At 46.1% G+C, this 15,424-nt stretch carries 12 protein-coding genes; 3 read left to right on the top strand and 9 right to left on the bottom strand.

What is annotated here, in order from left to right; genetic code table 11:
• Positions 1–157 precede the first annotated feature (157 nt).
• Positions 158–4,054: a phosphoribosylformylglycinamidine synthase gene (purL, locus tag ATB74_RS19390; protein WP_061019486.1), complete on the bottom strand. Its 3,897-nt coding sequence runs from the start codon at positions 4,052–4,054 to the stop codon at positions 158–160.
• A gap of 329 nt (positions 4,055–4,383) precedes the next feature.
• Here purL and mltF point away from each other — a divergent pair, with 329 nt between their 5' ends.
• Positions 4,384–5,952 (top strand): membrane-bound lytic murein transglycosylase MltF, encoded by a 1,569-nt coding sequence (gene mltF / locus ATB74_RS19385; RefSeq protein ID WP_061019485.1) that lies wholly within the window; start codon positions 4,384–4,386, stop codon positions 5,950–5,952.
• Positions 5,953–6,268: 316 nt separating this feature from the next.
• Positions 6,269–6,400, top strand: coding sequence for a hypothetical protein (locus ATB74_RS24495; RefSeq protein ID WP_017059878.1), 132 nt, complete (start codon positions 6,269–6,271; stop codon positions 6,398–6,400).
• Between the two features lie 61 nt (positions 6,401–6,461).
• On the opposite strand, the gene tadA is transcribed toward ATB74_RS24495, so the two are convergent.
• The 7 genes from tadA to ATB74_RS19350 form a co-directional block, all read right to left on the bottom strand.
• Positions 6,462–7,067 (bottom strand): tRNA adenosine(34) deaminase TadA, encoded by a 606-nt coding sequence (tadA, locus tag ATB74_RS19380; protein ID WP_061019484.1) that lies wholly within the window; start codon positions 7,065–7,067, stop codon positions 6,462–6,464.
• 86 nt (positions 7,068–7,153) lie between these two features.
• Positions 7,154–8,443: a hemolysin family protein gene (locus ATB74_RS19375; protein WP_061019483.1), complete on the bottom strand. Its 1,290-nt coding sequence runs from the start codon at positions 8,441–8,443 to the stop codon at positions 7,154–7,156.
• A gap of 172 nt (positions 8,444–8,615) precedes the next feature.
• Entirely contained in the window at positions 8,616–10,178 is a 1,563-nt protein-coding gene (locus ATB74_RS19370) for an AbgT family transporter (protein ID WP_060983336.1), read from the bottom strand.
• A 298-nt stretch (positions 10,179–10,476) separates the two neighbouring features.
• A complete protein-coding gene (locus ATB74_RS19365; RefSeq protein WP_060983335.1) occupies positions 10,477–10,926 on the bottom strand; it encodes a type IV pilus modification PilV family protein in 450 nt (149 codons plus the stop codon).
• Positions 10,916–12,256: a hypothetical protein gene (locus ATB74_RS19360; protein WP_061019482.1), complete on the bottom strand. Its 1,341-nt coding sequence runs from the start codon at positions 12,254–12,256 to the stop codon at positions 10,916–10,918. Before ATB74_RS19360 ends, ATB74_RS19365 begins: the two co-directional genes overlap by 11 nt.
• On the bottom strand, positions 12,253–12,885 hold the full coding sequence (locus ATB74_RS19355) for a PilW family protein (RefSeq protein WP_060983333.1): 633 nt from the start codon (positions 12,883–12,885) through the stop codon (positions 12,253–12,255). The genes ATB74_RS19360 and ATB74_RS19355 overlap by 4 nt, the downstream gene beginning before the upstream one ends.
• Positions 12,866–13,372: a GspH/FimT family pseudopilin gene (locus ATB74_RS19350; RefSeq protein WP_060983332.1), complete on the bottom strand. Its 507-nt coding sequence runs from the start codon at positions 13,370–13,372 to the stop codon at positions 12,866–12,868. The genes ATB74_RS19355 and ATB74_RS19350 overlap by 20 nt, the downstream gene beginning before the upstream one ends.
• Positions 13,373–13,474: 102 nt before the next feature.
• On the opposite strand from ATB74_RS19350, the gene ATB74_RS19345 reads away from it, so the two are divergent.
• Complete coding sequence (locus tag ATB74_RS19345) at positions 13,475–13,906, top strand: type IV pilin protein (protein ID WP_081090149.1); 432 nt, start codon at positions 13,475–13,477, stop codon at positions 13,904–13,906.
• Positions 13,907–14,076: 170 nt separating this feature from the next.
• On the opposite strand, the gene dnaJ is transcribed toward ATB74_RS19345, so the two are convergent.
• A complete protein-coding gene (gene dnaJ, locus ATB74_RS19340; protein WP_048608049.1) occupies positions 14,077–15,225 on the bottom strand; it encodes a molecular chaperone DnaJ in 1,149 nt (382 codons plus the stop codon).
• Positions 15,226–15,424: the final 199 nt, after the last annotated feature.

Here is a 15,424-nt window from a genome sequence, read left to right as displayed (position 1 = left end):
TTAGCGTAGTGGAGATTTTTAGAACAGCAAACTGCAAAGGTTAATTTCTTCGCTCTGGTTCCTAAATTTTGAGAAATAAAAAAGCGCAGACCTTTCGATCTGCGCTTTTCATTTTTGCTTAACCTAGCCTAGATTAATGCGGCTAGTAAGAAAGTGATTAACCCACATTCTTACGTGCATTTTGGAACATACGCATCCAAGCACCATTTTCACCCCAACCTTCTGGAGACCAAGAATTTGCAACCGTACGGAATACACGCTCTGGGTGAGGCATCATGATAGTCACGCGGCCATCCGTCGTTGTTAGGCCGGTGATAGCATTTGGTGAACCGTTCGGGTTATTCGGATATTGCTGCGTTGGGTTACCGTAGTTATCAACGTAACGCAGTGCAACCGTACCTGAGTTTTCAATCGCATTTAGGTGGTCGTTGTCACGCACTTCTACGCGGCCCTCACCGTGAGAAACAGCGATTGGCATACGAGAACCTTCCATGCCGTTGAAGAATACAGAATCAGACTTCTGAACTTCAACGAGGCTGAAACGAGCTTCAAAACGCTCAGATTCATTGCGAACAAAACGTGGCCAGTATTCAGCTCCAGGGATAAGTTCACGCAGGTTAGACAACATCTGACAACCGTTACACACACCTAGAGAGAAGGTATCTTCACGCTTGAAGAAGTTTTCAAACTGGTCACGCGTCGAATCGTTAAACAGAACCGATTTAGCCCAACCTTCACCAGCGCCTAGTACGTCACCGTAAGAGAAGCCACCACAAGCCACAAGGCCGTTGTACTCTTCTAGAACCGCTTGACCCGTTAGGATGTCGCTCATGTGAATATCAGTTGCTTCGAAGCCTGCACGGTCGAATGCTGCTGCCATTTCAACGTGAGAGTTAACACCCTGCTCACGTAGAATCGCCATCTTAGGCTTAGCGCCCGTGTTAATGAACGGTGCAGCGATATCTTCATTGACGTCAAAGCTTAGTTTCACGTTCAGGCCTGGGTCTGAGTTATCTTTCTTCGCTTCATGTTCTTGGTCAGCACAAACTGGGTTATCACGTAGACCTTGCATCTTATGCGTGGTTTCAGCCCAGATAGTACGTAGCTCAGTACGGTTACGTTCAATCACTACAGACTCACCAGACTTAATCACTAGCTCATCAGATGCTTCAACAGAACCAATTACGTGTGAGCACGCTTCTAGGCCGTTTGCTGCAAGGGTAGAAAGAACCGCGTCTAGGTCATCGTTGCGAACTTGGATTACTGCACCTAGCTCTTCATTGAACAGTGCTGCTAGTGTGTCTTCACCTAGCGCTGCAATATCAGCGTTGACACCACAGTGACCTGCGAACGCCATTTCGGCTAGCGTTACGAATAGACCGCCATCGCCTTTATCGTGGTAAGCCACAACTTGGTCGTTAGCAACCAATGCTTGAACGCCTTCGTAGAAACCTTTTAGTTGCGCTGCGTTGTCTACGTCTGCTGGCTTATCACCAAGCTGCTTGTAAACTTGTGCAAGTGCTGTCGCACCCATACGGTTTTTGCCGTTACCTAGGTCGATAAGAACTAGGCTTGTATTACCTTTGTCAGTGCGAAGCTGAGGAGTAATCGTCTTACGAACGTCTTCAACACGTGCAAACGCAGTGATAACAAGAGATAGCGGAGACGTTACTTCTTTCTGCTCGCCGTTCTCTTCCCACTTAGTCTTCATCGACATTGAGTCTTTACCCACTGGGATAGTTAGACCCAGTGCTGGACATAGTTCTTCACCAACAGCTTTAACCGCTTCGTAAAGACCTGCATCTTCACCTGGGTGACCCGCTGGAGACATCCAGTTAGCCGACAGTTTAATGTGTTTGATATCGCCGATGTTAGTCGCTGCGATGTTGGTAATTGCTTCACCAACCGCTAGACGAGCCGATGCGCCGAAGTCTAGAAGTGCAACTGGCGTACGCTCACCAAGTGACATCGCCTCACCGTGGTAAGAGTCGTAACTAGCTGCAGTTACAGCACAGTTAGCAACAGGAACCTGCCATGGGCCAACCATTTGGTCACGAGCAACAAGGCCAGTTACCGAGCGGTCACCGATGGTGATAAGGAATGTTTTCTCAGCGACTGTTGGTAGACGAAGAACACGGTCAACCGCTTCGTTCATTTCGATACCAGAACGGTCAATCGCTGGGTTATTTGCTTTTAGCGTTTTCGCGTCACGGTGCATCTTAGGTGTTTTACCTAAAAGGATGTCCATTGGCATGTCGATTGGCGTGTTGTCGAAGTGTGAATCTTCAAGTTTAAGTTCACGCTCTTCCGTCGCTTTACCAACCACTGCGTATGGTGCACGCTCACGCTTACAAATCGCGTCGAATGTTGCCATGTCTTTATCAGCAACTGCCATTACGTAACGCTCTTGAGATTCGTTACACCAGATCTCAAGTGGGCTCATGCCCGGCTCATCGTTTGGCACGTCACGTAGGTTGAAGATACCGCCACGCTCACCGTCGTCTACTAGCTCAGGAAGTGCATTTGAGATACCGCCTGCGCCCACATCGTGGATGAATGCGATTGGGTTCGCATCACCTAGCTGCCAACAACGGTCGATAACTTCCTGACAACGACGTTCCATTTCTGGGTTTTCACGTTGTACAGAAGCGAAATCTAGATCTTCAGAAGAAGAACCAGAATCCATTGAAGATGCCGCACCGCCACCAAGGCCGATGTTCATCGCAGGACCGCCAAGAACGATTAGGCTTGCACCTACTGGGATCTCTTTCTTCTGAACGTGCTCATCACGGATATTACCAAGACCACCAGCTAGCATAATTGGCTTGTGGTAACCACGTACTTCTTCACCTGCGTGAGAGTTTACTTTCTCTTCGTAAGTGCGGAAGTAGCCAAGTAGGTTTGGACGACCAAATTCGTTGTTGAATGCCGCGCCACCAAGAGGACCTTCAAGCATGATATCCAAAGCAGTAACGATACGGCTTGGCTTGCCAAAGTCAGTTTCCCAAGGTTGAACGAAGTTCGGGATCTTAAGGTTAGATACAGAGAAAGCAACAAGACCCGCTTTTGGCTTACCACCAATACCGGTTGCGCCTTCATCACGGATTTCACCGCCTGAACCTGTCGATGCGCCCGGCCACGGAGAGATTGCCGTTGGGTGGTTGTGCGTTTCAACTTTCATCAAGATGTGTGTTTTCTCTTGGTGGTAGTTGTACTGGCGAGTTTTTGGATCTGGGAAGAAACGACCTACTTCAGAACCTGTCATTACCGCTGCGTTATCTTTATAAGCAGACAGAACGTGTTCTGGTGTCGTTTCAAAGGTGTTCTTAATCATCTTGAACAATGATTTTTCTTGCTTAACGCCGTCGATAGTCCAGTCAGCGTTAAAGATCTTGTGACGACAGTGCTCTGAGTTCGCTTGTGCAAACATCATTAGCTCGATGTCAGTCGGGTTACGACCTAGCTTCTCAGTGAAGCTTTCAAGAAGGTAATCAATCTCATCATCTGCAAGAGCAAGACCTAGGGTAACGTTTGCTTTTTCAAGCGCTTTACGTCCGCCAGCTAATAGGTCAACTTCCGCATAAGGAGCAGGCTCAGCAACAGTGAACAGCGCTGCCGCAGATTCGAAGTCAGTGAAAACGACTTCCATCATACGGTCGTGCAGGATTGCTTTCAGCTCAACAAGTTGAAGCTCAGAAAGTTCAGCAGAGGTTTCAATGTAGAAAGCAGTACCGCGCTCTAGACGTGACACTTTAGCCAGTCCGCAGTTGTGTGCGATATCTGTAGATTTTGAAGACCAAGGCGAGATAGTGCCCGGGCGTGGCGTTGCAAGCAGCAGTAAACCTTCAGGTTCATGCTCTTCAATCGTTGGACCGTAAGTCAGTAGCTTTTCTAGCTTCTCAACTTCAGACTCATCTAGGTCTGCCGTTAGATCAGCAAAGTGGGCAAACTCAGCGTAAATACCTGTTACAGGTAAGCTTAATTCACGACAAAGCTCTAAAAGCTTGTTAACACGAAACTCAGATAGAGCTGGGGAGCCACGCAAAATTCTCATGTGCTTACGTCTCTTATGCAGTTGATTAAGGTAGTATTGGAATAAATTCAGTGGGTTATAGGAACAACCTAACTGTTTTCTTCGAAGCTATTCCCGAAGGTTGCCAAACCTATGCCGATTCCACCTCTTCAATGCGAGCGCATTATAAAGCATTTCTTTTTGTGACGTAACACCAAAAGCAACCGTTTGCGTGATTTTTTTTATCTTTCTGCGTAAATGGTACTTTTGCTGCATTTATCACCACTTTTACAACTGTTTAATTAAACCTGCTTTGCCAGCCTTCCGGGGTTTGGTATAAAGGGGCTTCCACTTTTCGAGATTTCATTTTGATGCCTAAATTTACGCTCATCTTTTCGTCTAAGTTCCTTCTGCTCGCGATCGCCCTATTTGGGTTGGCTGGATGTCAGATTGAATCTGAACCTAAAAGTGTCCTTGAGCAGATACGAGACCGTGGTGTTCTTCGTGTCGGCACCCTAAATAACCAACTCTCTTATTACATCGGTCCTGATGGCCCTGCTGGCTTGGATTACGAATTAGCTCGTGAGTTTGCACAAGAGCTCGGTGTAAAGCTTGAGGTTAAACCCGCTTACCGTTTGTCTGGCTTATTCCCTGCACTGCAGAAAGGTGAGATCGATCTTATCGCGACCGGCTTAACGCAAAATAACAACCTGACACGCGCTTATCGCGCCGCGCCTGCTTATTACTATGTAAGCCAGCAGGTCGTATACAAAAAAGGTCAGTGGCGACCAAGAAATCTTGAACAACTGATCAAGTTCGAGAATGAGCGTCAGGCTGACTTTGTTAAAGCGCAAACTGAATCAGAAGAGGCGGCGTCTACTGACACATTAACGCCATCTTTGGTTGTGGTGAAAGACTCACACTTTGAGCCAACACTAAAACAGCTGCAGAAAACACACGATGACTTTATCTATGATGCGGTCGGCAATGCTGATATCAACGACCTGTTAAAAGAAGTTTCGACTGGCGAGCGCTTATTCACTGTGGCTGACTCGATTGAGCTGTCACTGGCACAACGTTTATACCCAGACGTAGCTTTGGCTTTTGAACTGACAGAAGACCAACCTATCTCTTGGTATTTGCAGAAGTCTGAAGATGAAAGCCTGTATGCTCTGTTGATTGAGTTCTTCGGTAACCTAAAACAGTCTGGTGAGCTGGCTTCACTAGAAGAGAAATACATCGGCCACATCGGCACTTTTGACTACGTTGATACTCGTGCCTTTATCCGCGCACTGGACAGCAAGTTACCAAAATGGTCGCCGCTATTTCAAAAGTACTCTCAAGAGTTTGACTGGCGCTTGATTGCCGCTTTGGCCTACCAAGAATCACACTGGAACCCTGTTGCGCGCTCACCAACGGGTGTTCGTGGCATGATGATGTTGACATTACCCACCGCGAAGAGTGTCGGGGTAACCAACCGTCTCGACCCGAAACAGTCGGTACAAGGCGGGGTTGAGTACCTACGTCGTATCGTTAACCGAGTGCCAGATTCAATCACTCAACATGAAAAGATCTGGTTTGCCCTAGCCTCATACAACGTAGGTTACGGGCACATGATGGATGCTCGCCGCTTAACCAAAGCACAAGGTGGTGATCCTGATGCTTGGGGTGATGTGAAAGACAGGCTCCCTCTACTCAGACAGAAGAAGTACTACAGTAATACTCGTTATGGGTATGCGCGTGGTGATGAAGCAAGGAATTACGTTGAGAACATTCGCCGCTATTACCAGAGCATTATTGGCCATGTGAATCAGCGTAATAAAGAACAAGAAGCAAGCCTTGAAGGTTTGGTGGTGATCCCACCTTTAGAAACCTCAGGTGCTGAATCAAGTATCAGCGCAGCTCAGTCGACAGTAAGCAGTTCTGAGCCTTCGCAGTAAAAACCAAAAGAGCAATGCCATCTAGCATTGCTCTTTTTTATTGTCTTTTTTCGACTCTTCTTTCGTCACTAAGGGATAAGTGAAGCCGGCAGGAAAATAATGATGAGATCTCGAGTGTCATATTGCAGTAACAATCGAACCTTATAACGGCACACCACAATCAAGATTATGCTCTGTTGCACTGAGATGCTGGCTTTAGGCTAGAACTGCTCTTCTATTTAAGCCAAGCGTGCGACAGGCCAAACAAACGAATAACACTATAATTAAATCGTTAGTCCAAACTAAAAAGTCAGACGACAAATAGGAAATCATTGAAATGATGAAGAAACTGAAATCGAAACGCCTTGATAAGACCGTTGCTGCAAACCGTCGTAAGCGTATGCTTTCAAATAATAAGAAGAAGATCATTTGGCGCAATCGCGCTTTCATGCAGATGATTGCTGAGTAAATGTAGTTACTAAGTCAGCTTGCTTGGCACTCTTGCGATTGAGAGTGCCGAAAGTACGCTGCTATTTCTTGTTGCCAACCTTCATTTCCGCCTCTAAACGCTGCTCTTCCAACTGACGTTCTTGCTTTCGCTTCTCTTTTATCTCTTTTCTACGACGCTTGAAAAACGCTTGTAATTGCTCACGGCACTCTTCCTCTAACAAGCCATGTTCAACGTCGGCATAGTGGTATGAGGCCTGACTTTCAAACAAATTCAACACTGTACCTGCAGCGCCCGCTTTTAAGTCTGGGGCGCCAAATACAATGCGCTTTACTCGACTGTGTAGCAACGCACCTGCACACATTGGGCAAGGCTCTAGCGTGACGTATAAAGTGGTATCGAGCAGGCGATAGTTTTCTATGGTTTGGCCGGCTTTACGCAAAGTTTCAATTTCTGCGTGTGCCGTGGCATCGTGGCTACCAATCGAACGGTTCCACCCTTCAGAGATAATCTCACCATCTTTGACCAACACGGCACCCACGGGAACTTCTCCCTCACTCTCAGCTTGCTTAGCCACCTCGATGGCGCGTCGCATGAAGATTTCATCTTGAGGGGTGAATTGGTGGTCTGACAAAGGGAACTCCAGAAAACAAAGGATAAAAACGAAAATAGGTATGCGGTGAAGCATACCTAATCTTTGAGATAATGAACAATAAAGAGATAAGAGACAACAAGAGACAATGAACCATTGCCGCTTGCTGGTTAGTCGAACTGTTAGCTATTAGCGCCTTCTGTGTCATCGACTATTGGCGTCGCTTTGATGCTCACAATGCGATTGTTCTCAACAGAGATAATTTCAAACTGCCACTGTTGGTATTGAACAACCTCGCCTGCATCAGGTAAGCGTCCTATTAGCCAAGTCACAAGACCATTCAACGTTTGGAAGCTCTCGCTTTCACCCTCAAAATCCGACAACTCTAAACGATTTTTCAGTTCACTGATCGGAATCAATCCATCCACCAGCAAACCGTCTTCCACTTGCTCAGTCCAAAGATCGTTCGGGTTATTCGATAGTTCGCCAGCAATCGCCTCAAGAATATCGTAATGAGTCACAAGACCTTGAACATCGCCATACTCGTCGACAATGAATGCCATCTCAGTACCCGACTCTTTAAAGTAGCCAAGTAAACGCAGAGCTTTCATCGATTCTGGAACATAGATCGGTGAGCGAGACAGCCCCATGATCACTTGAATGCTTAGATTGCCCGCCTGATTCAGCAAGGCTTTGGCTGACACCGTACCCACCACTTTATTGAGGTGGTCTTGGCACAATGGAAACACACTGTGTTTTGATGAGCGCAGTTTCTTTAAGATTTGATCAACGGGTTGGTCGACATCCAAAAAGTCGATGTCTCGACGCGGAGTCATCAATGAGCTCACAAGGCGATCATCAAGCTGCAAGATATTACGAATCATCTCTTGCTCGCCGCGTTCAATCACACCCGATTCAGAGCCCTCTTTCACAAGTGCATGGATATCATCTTCTGTAACGCTATCTTCGTCACCACCTCGGCCCATCAACTTGAGAATGCCTTCCGTAGAAGCCGACAACGCAAACACAAACGGCGTCGCGATTTTAGATAACCAGAAGATTGGCAGCGCAACTAACACAGCAATGTTTTCAGCTTGAGACTGAGCAAAACGCTTTGGTACCAACTCACCGACAACGATAGCGAAATAAGTAATACCCACTACTACGACCGCGGTAGACAAGATATTCGCTTGTGCTGGATCAAGCCCCCACAGTTCAAGTTGAACGGCCAGTGGAGCTGATAGCGTCGCCTCGCCCACAATACCGCTGAGCAGGCCGATAACCGTAATACCGATTTGAATAGTCGAGAGGAAGCGGGTTGGGTTTTCTTTGAGCTCAAGAGCAATCTGAGCGGAACGGTGTTTTTCGGCTAAGCGTTTCAGCCGACTATTTTTTGCTGCTACCAATGCAATCTCTGACATGGCAAACAGACCATTTAAAACAATTAACCCTACTAAAAGCAGAATTTTCATGTGGCTTGGATTTCCTAAATTTACCGGCCAACAATTAGCCGTAATCCGGAGTATAAGCTGAGTGCCTTTCTTTTGGATATAAAAAAAATAGAAAAAGATAGCGAAAAAAAAAGCCCGCACATTTCGGTGCGGGCTTAAGAATGAGTAAAGCTTAATATCGCTTAGTTCAATCTTACATAGTGTAAGTATAAGGTGCTTGGATACCTAGTGGGATACCAAGAGCCCAGTAAGCTAGCAAGAACAAAGACCAACCGATTAGCATGGCAATCGAGAATGGCATCATTAGAGAAGCTAGAGTACCGATACCTGTCGACTTAACGTAGCGCTGACAGTAAACAACAACCAGTGGGAAGAACACCATTAGTGGAGAGATGATGTTAGACACTGAGTCACCTACACGGTAAGCCGCTTGAGATAGCTCAGGAGAGATACCCACAACCATTAGCATTGGAACTAGGATTGGACCGATAAGCGCCCACTTAGCCGAAGCAGAACCTACAAGCAGGTTAACTGAAGCCGTTAGTAGAATCATACCAACAACCGTTGCTTCACCAGGAAGGTCCATCGCTTTCAGACCTTCAGCACCGTAAAGCGCAAGCATTGTACCGATGTTTGATTGACCGAATGCAGATAGGAACTGTGCACAGAAGAACGACATTACAATGTATGCGCCCATCGTAGCCATTGTCTCTGACATTGCTTTGATTACATCATTGCTGTTCTTGAAAGTACCCGCTACGCGGCCATAGACGATACCTGGGATAATGAACAGGATGAAGATCAGAGGAACGATAGACTTCATAACTGGAGCAGAGAACGCTGTTAGCTCACCTTCAGGCGAACGAAGCGCTGAGTTCTCAGGAACTAGAGCTGCGATAAGCAGACCAATACCCGCAACCATTGCCCAACCAGCGTAACGGAACGCTTTAGATTCGATTGCTGTAAACGTACCTAGATCAGGTGCCGCTTCTGCATCTTCATCAACTGGAGTATTAGCAAGACGAGGCTCGATAATTTTCTCAGTTACGTACCAACCGATAGCAACAATAAGAACTGAAGATAGGCCAGTAAAGAAGATGTTCGCTAGAGGGTTAATCACGTATTCAGGGTCAAGAACGTTTGCCGCTGTTTGAGTGAAACCAGCTAGTAGCGGGTCAATACCTGAAGGAATGAAGTTCGCAGAGAAACCACCTGATACACCAGCAAACGCTGCTGCAATACCCGCTAGAGGGTGACGACCCGCAGCGTGGAAGATGATACCGCCAAGAGGGATTACTAGAACGTAACCTGCATCTGCTGCTGTGTGAGACACGATAGCAACAAGGATTAGCATTGGCGTTAGTAGCTTAGCTGGCGTGAAGTTAAGCATCTTCTTAAGGCCAGTCGTAATGAAGCCTGAAGAGTCAGCAACGCCTACACCTAGCATAGCAACAAGTACGATACCTAGAGGGGCGAAGCCTGTGAACGTGGTAACCATATTCGCTAGGAAGCTAGCAAGCGCTTCACCAGTTAGTAGGTTGTTAACTTCAAGAGCAGCACCCGTTTGAGGGTTGATTAAGTCGAATGAAAGATTCGATAAAAGTGCAGATGCTACCCATACAATAACTAGAGCCCAGAAGAACAGAATTGCTGGATCTGGAATTTTGTTGCCGGCGCGTTCAATGAAGTTTAGAAAGCGGTCCATACCACTGATCTTCTCAGTCGATGGTGCTTTTTTTACGGCTTGGTTACTCATTGTAACTCCATATGTGATGTTGTTTTGTTTAGGCCTAATATAAGTTTTGACCACGGCCTATTGGTACAGCACATATTCTATTAAAGTCGTTATTAAAAAGCACAAGATTCCACCTGAATTTCCATAAATGGAGACATATTTTGCAAAAATACCATACAACCACAACAATATAAAAACACAAAAAACACCATTCCATATACAGAACTTTAACTAGCACGCAAACAATGTCCGAGGAGTGAAAACTATCAGTAAAAGAAGTGACGAGAGTCTTGGCATACAGTAAACGTTTGCTTGAGGATCAATCAAACTCACTGTATTTGGAAAGCATAGTTTCGAGGTAAATACTTTGCGCATGGTTCATACGATCTTGCCATGCAATTGTGACAGTAATACTTTTTAACGCGCCGGACAAAGCACCGCCTGCATTAGTCACTTCACAGGTCATGGCATAGGCAGAACCCGACAAACCGGATAAAGGATCTGAACTGCCTCTGTTGAGACAATGACTCGCCAGGTTTAGTTCCGAAAAAGGAATTAAACCTACCGCCCCACTCGTATTAGATACCCGAGTTCGATAATACTCCATCTGCCTTTCAGCAAAATGCAGCGCCTCTACGCTGTGGAGCGCAAAATCCGATTTTTGTTCAGCGTAGACCTGCAATTTAACCAGACCTAACGAGGCAACGCCAATCAACAAAAAAGAGATAAGAACCTCAATCAAGCTAAAACCTGAGTTCTTAGAAATCATTCCATGAGCCTCGCTTCCACTGATAAGTTGAAGGCGGATCAATCGGATTAGAATCCGCACGAAAATCTAAGTCCATGTCACCAACAATAGTCGTCACACCAGCAGGTGAGTCAAAAATAAGGCCACCAGAAGGCAAGCCAGATGCAAACTGAATCCCGACACTTTTTTTGACGACACTGGCGTCATCTATGTCTTTAATAAAAGGCGCAAATACGTTATTCGGCAAAAGGCTCTTCCAAAAGTCATCGACACGCGTTTTTACATGGCTCTTTTGATAATCGACCAAATGATAAATCACTCCGTTGTAAGCCATGGCTCCATTTAGTGCCAACACACCATCTTGCACAACCAACAGCTGTGATGGATTGACTGTGGCCGCAACCGCGGCATTAATATAGCAGTTGCCTTCAACCCACAGCCCTTTGGTTTGCCCTGCCGTAAAGTGGTCCATGATCTCAGTGCCGCACTCAGTCGCATTCAATAGCTGAACATGCTTAAACAAATCCGTATCTTGTGACAGGTCGACAATATTTTGCTCGGTTTTAGCAACACCAAAAAAGGTGTAAAAGGGGTTCATATTCGGATCCGGATTAAAGTCCTTCTTAAAAGGCGCAGGATTGGTTCCTTGATAATAATCAGGGGCATAGATCGAATAAGAGCTACCGGAAGCGCCTTTAGGGATCGCTGTTTTATAGTCGCTATGGCAAATGCCATCAAAGCCAGAAAATGGACCATCAGCAATAGGATCGAGTACCTCTAACCCTAATGCCTGTCCTGAATTACTATGAGTTTCGTTATATTGATAGGTGAACAGATCAGCAAAAGAGACACTGACACACTCATATTCATTGCCATTTATAGGGTCTTCTTTCGCTGTCGGCTTCAGGCTCAAAGTTCCAATAAGTTCGATAGGACCAGTAGACTGAATCGCCCCACTACCGAGCTGAGATCTTTCTCTTATTGTCTTAAAAAGTGACTGTACGTTTGAGGATGACGCTACGATGTAAGCGCTAGGAATTGCACTATCCGAGATTTCGATCTGCGGTTTATTTTCGTAAGGAGAACACCAATCAGAAAAATCTGCAGGACGAGTACTCGCGTCTTTGATATCAGCAATTGTCTTGTCCAATTCAAGTAAGTAGGAGTAGGTACACTCTAAGCCCCCTTCCGACCGCCAATGTTCTTGCCTGCCCTGCACTTCATTTTGTGCGACTTTGATTTGATGGAAAACACTGCGGTACGTGCCTAGCGTCACCACCAAAGATCCAACTAGAAGAACCGATGTCACCAACAAGGTCACCACGCCGCGTTGCTTTCTAAACATCATCATTGCCAGTTCCTTTGTTTAACGGAAATCGAGACCGATTTGGAAACACCTGCGGTTGGAATTGAGGCTGTGATACTGATATCAGTAAATGTGCTCTTGATAGAGTTCTGCTCTAATACCTGAGAAGTAATGCTGAGCTCGTCAACATCAATGAGGCTGTCATCAAAAAGTGAGTAACATCCAGTAACCTGATGAAATGTAGGAATTGCCTCCGATACAGTGATGCCCTTCTCACATATTTGCAGTTTGGTTCCATTTTTTCTGTAAACGATATTTCGATAATCTTTACTTGCGCTTGAGCCCTCTCGGAAGTAAACAAAACCAATAGCAACACCACCGCTTACTTGAATGGTGCCCGTTGCGCCAGACAACTTGATTGAGTAACCATTAGATCCATCGTAGCCCGCTCGTTGAATGTCTTCTTTCATTACCTGCATGGTACTGGTGAGGTTTTGCAGCAGCAGTAACTCGATGCCCTTATCTTTGGCAATTCTCTGCCCGGTGATAAAAACACTCCCGATAATCGAGATCGCGAATATACCAATCACAGACGCCACCATTAACTCAATCAATGATGTACCTCGTTGCTTACTAGGCGCTACCATGATCGGCTTAACACGCATAATAGCCATACTGAGCGCTCGACTCGCCGCATACCTTAATTCGTCCTGGAGGGCTAGATAGCTTGATCAAAAGTCGATCGGTGGAAGCACCATTAGGGAATAGATAAATTGTCCCCCTGGCAGGCCTTCCTCTAACACTCTCAAAGCTGATTCTTGCGCCGGTGTAGTTATGGGAAAACGATACATCTCGAAATGGTTTACCCGACAACATCAGTAACGTTTCACCAGAAAGGTCTTCAGTCGGCTTTAACCTTACAGTCCACTCTCCGGTTGATTGCACCTCATTTTTATCCATAGAGAAATGTACCCACAGATCTTGATTCCTTTTGACCGATTCAGACTTGGCCTGAATGAGAAAACCATTCAACTCTCCGGCGAGTCGCTGCATCTTGACGGTTTCAGTAACCGAACTAAAACTCGGGGCAGCCGTCGCTATCAGTATCGACAGTACCGATACCGTTATTAACAGCTCTAACAAAGTAAACCCGCGAGTCATTTCCCAAATTCCTATGTAACTCAATGCGTAACCGCATTTAATCTTGCAGCGATGCTACCACCGGAGAAGAATGGGCTGAGCTATGAAAGGAAACTACTCGCGATGATTCGAAGAAATATATGCAACAGCAACAACTTAAGCATGAGAGGGATGACATTGATCGAGTTATTGCTCGCTGTCGCTATCGTGGGGATACTCGGTGCAATTGCTTACCCAAGTTATACAAACCATGTCATCAAAGCGCATCGAGTCACAGCAATGGCCGATATGACCAAGATGCAACTGGAGATGGAGACCTTGTACACGGGGAACTATGCATCGGCAGCAGAGAGTATTATTTCAGGAGGGACATGTTTGTTTTGTGATACCGATACTAGCCGGTACACGCTAGCGATATCTGCGAGTAGCTCCACCTATTCAATTCAAGCTGAACCACTCTCACCACAAACAAACGATGATTGCTTAAATTCGACGACCGATATTTTGGAGCTACACCATTCTGGCGTTTCAGAGCCAGAAGCGTGTTGGAAGTAACAAGAGCAACCACCAAAGGGCTCTAGAACTTATCTGTGCAACCTCAGCTCTTTCCTCTATGAGCTTCTTTTCTCTAACCTACAGACACAAAAAAGCCTGCTACATGAGCAGGCTTTTCTACTGTTATCAAAAACTTAAAGTATCAATAACCTAATACATCAATGAATTGATTACTTAGTTAGGTCATCGAAGAAGTTTTTAACGCCGCTGAAGAAACCTTCAGATTTTGGCTTGTGCTTACTTGCCGCTTCGCCACAACATGTTTCTTCGAATTCACGCAGTAGTTCTTTTTGGCGAGAGCTTAGCTTAACTGGAGTCTCAACCACTAGCTTAACGATTAGGTCACCCACACCGCCGCCACGAACGCCTTTCACGCCTTTGCCACGCATACGGAACATACGGCCCGTTTGTGTTTCTTCTGGCACTTTAAGGTTTACACGACCATCCAGTGTTGGAACTTCAACTTCACCGCCTAAAGCAGCCATTGAGAAGCTTACTGGAACCTCACAGTAAAGGTTGTTGCCGTCACGCTCAAAGATGTTGTGTTCTTTTACGTGTACTTGTACGTACAGGTCGCCAGCTGGAGCGCCTTGCTCTCCCGCTTCGCCTTCGCCAGATAGACGAATACGATCGCCAGTATCAACACCAGCAGGGATCTTAACGTTAAGTGTTTTCGTCTTCTGTTTGCGTCCTTGACCATGACATGAGTTACATGGATCTTTGATGATCTTGCCTTTACCATTACAAGTAGGACAAGTTTGTTGAACTGCAAAGAAACCTTGGCGCATTTGTACTTGGCCGTGGCCATGACAAGTGCCACATGTTTGTGCAGAAGAACCCGCTTTCGCGCCGCTACCGTCACAAGTATCACACTCGACAAGAGTTGGTACTTCGATTTCTTTAGAAACACCACGAACCGCTTCTTCTAGAGAAAGCTCCATGTTGTAACGTAGATCTGAACCGCGTTGTGCGCGCTGTTGACCGCCACCACGACGACCGCCGCCAAAGATATCGCCAAATACGTCACCGAAGATATCGCCGAAGTCACCTTGACCACCGCCGCCGAAACCACCGCCGCCGCCCATGCCACCTTGTTCAAAGGCTGCGTGACCGTATTGGTCGTAAGCTGCTTTCTTTTGAGAGTCAGTTAGGATCTCGTACGCTACTTTTACTTCTTTAAACTTATCTGCTGCGGTCTCGTCACCCTGGTTACGGTCCGGGTGGAATTTCATCGCTAAGCGTTTGTACGCTTTTTTAATATCGCGCTCTGATGCATCGCGGCTTACGCCTAATACTTCGTAAAAATCACGTTTTGACATGTTCTAGGTCACCAAAATAATTGCTACTACCGAATGATCACTTCAGTAGTCTGTGTATCAATCTAGATAAAAGTTCTGCCGGCTGAAACGCCGAATAAAGCTATTATCTAGATCGACAAGTCTAAATACAAATTTACGGGCGTGAGAGTTACCTCTGACGCCCGCAATAATAAGCCTTTGAGACAAATTTCTAAGCAGA

Source organism: Vibrio splendidus, from assembly GCF_001557875.1.
GTDB classification, from domain to species: domain Bacteria; phylum Pseudomonadota; class Gammaproteobacteria; order Enterobacterales; family Vibrionaceae; genus Vibrio; species Vibrio splendidus_F.
The sequence above is the reverse complement of the archived record's forward strand: the minus strand, read 5'-3'. Positions and strand labels throughout refer to the sequence as shown.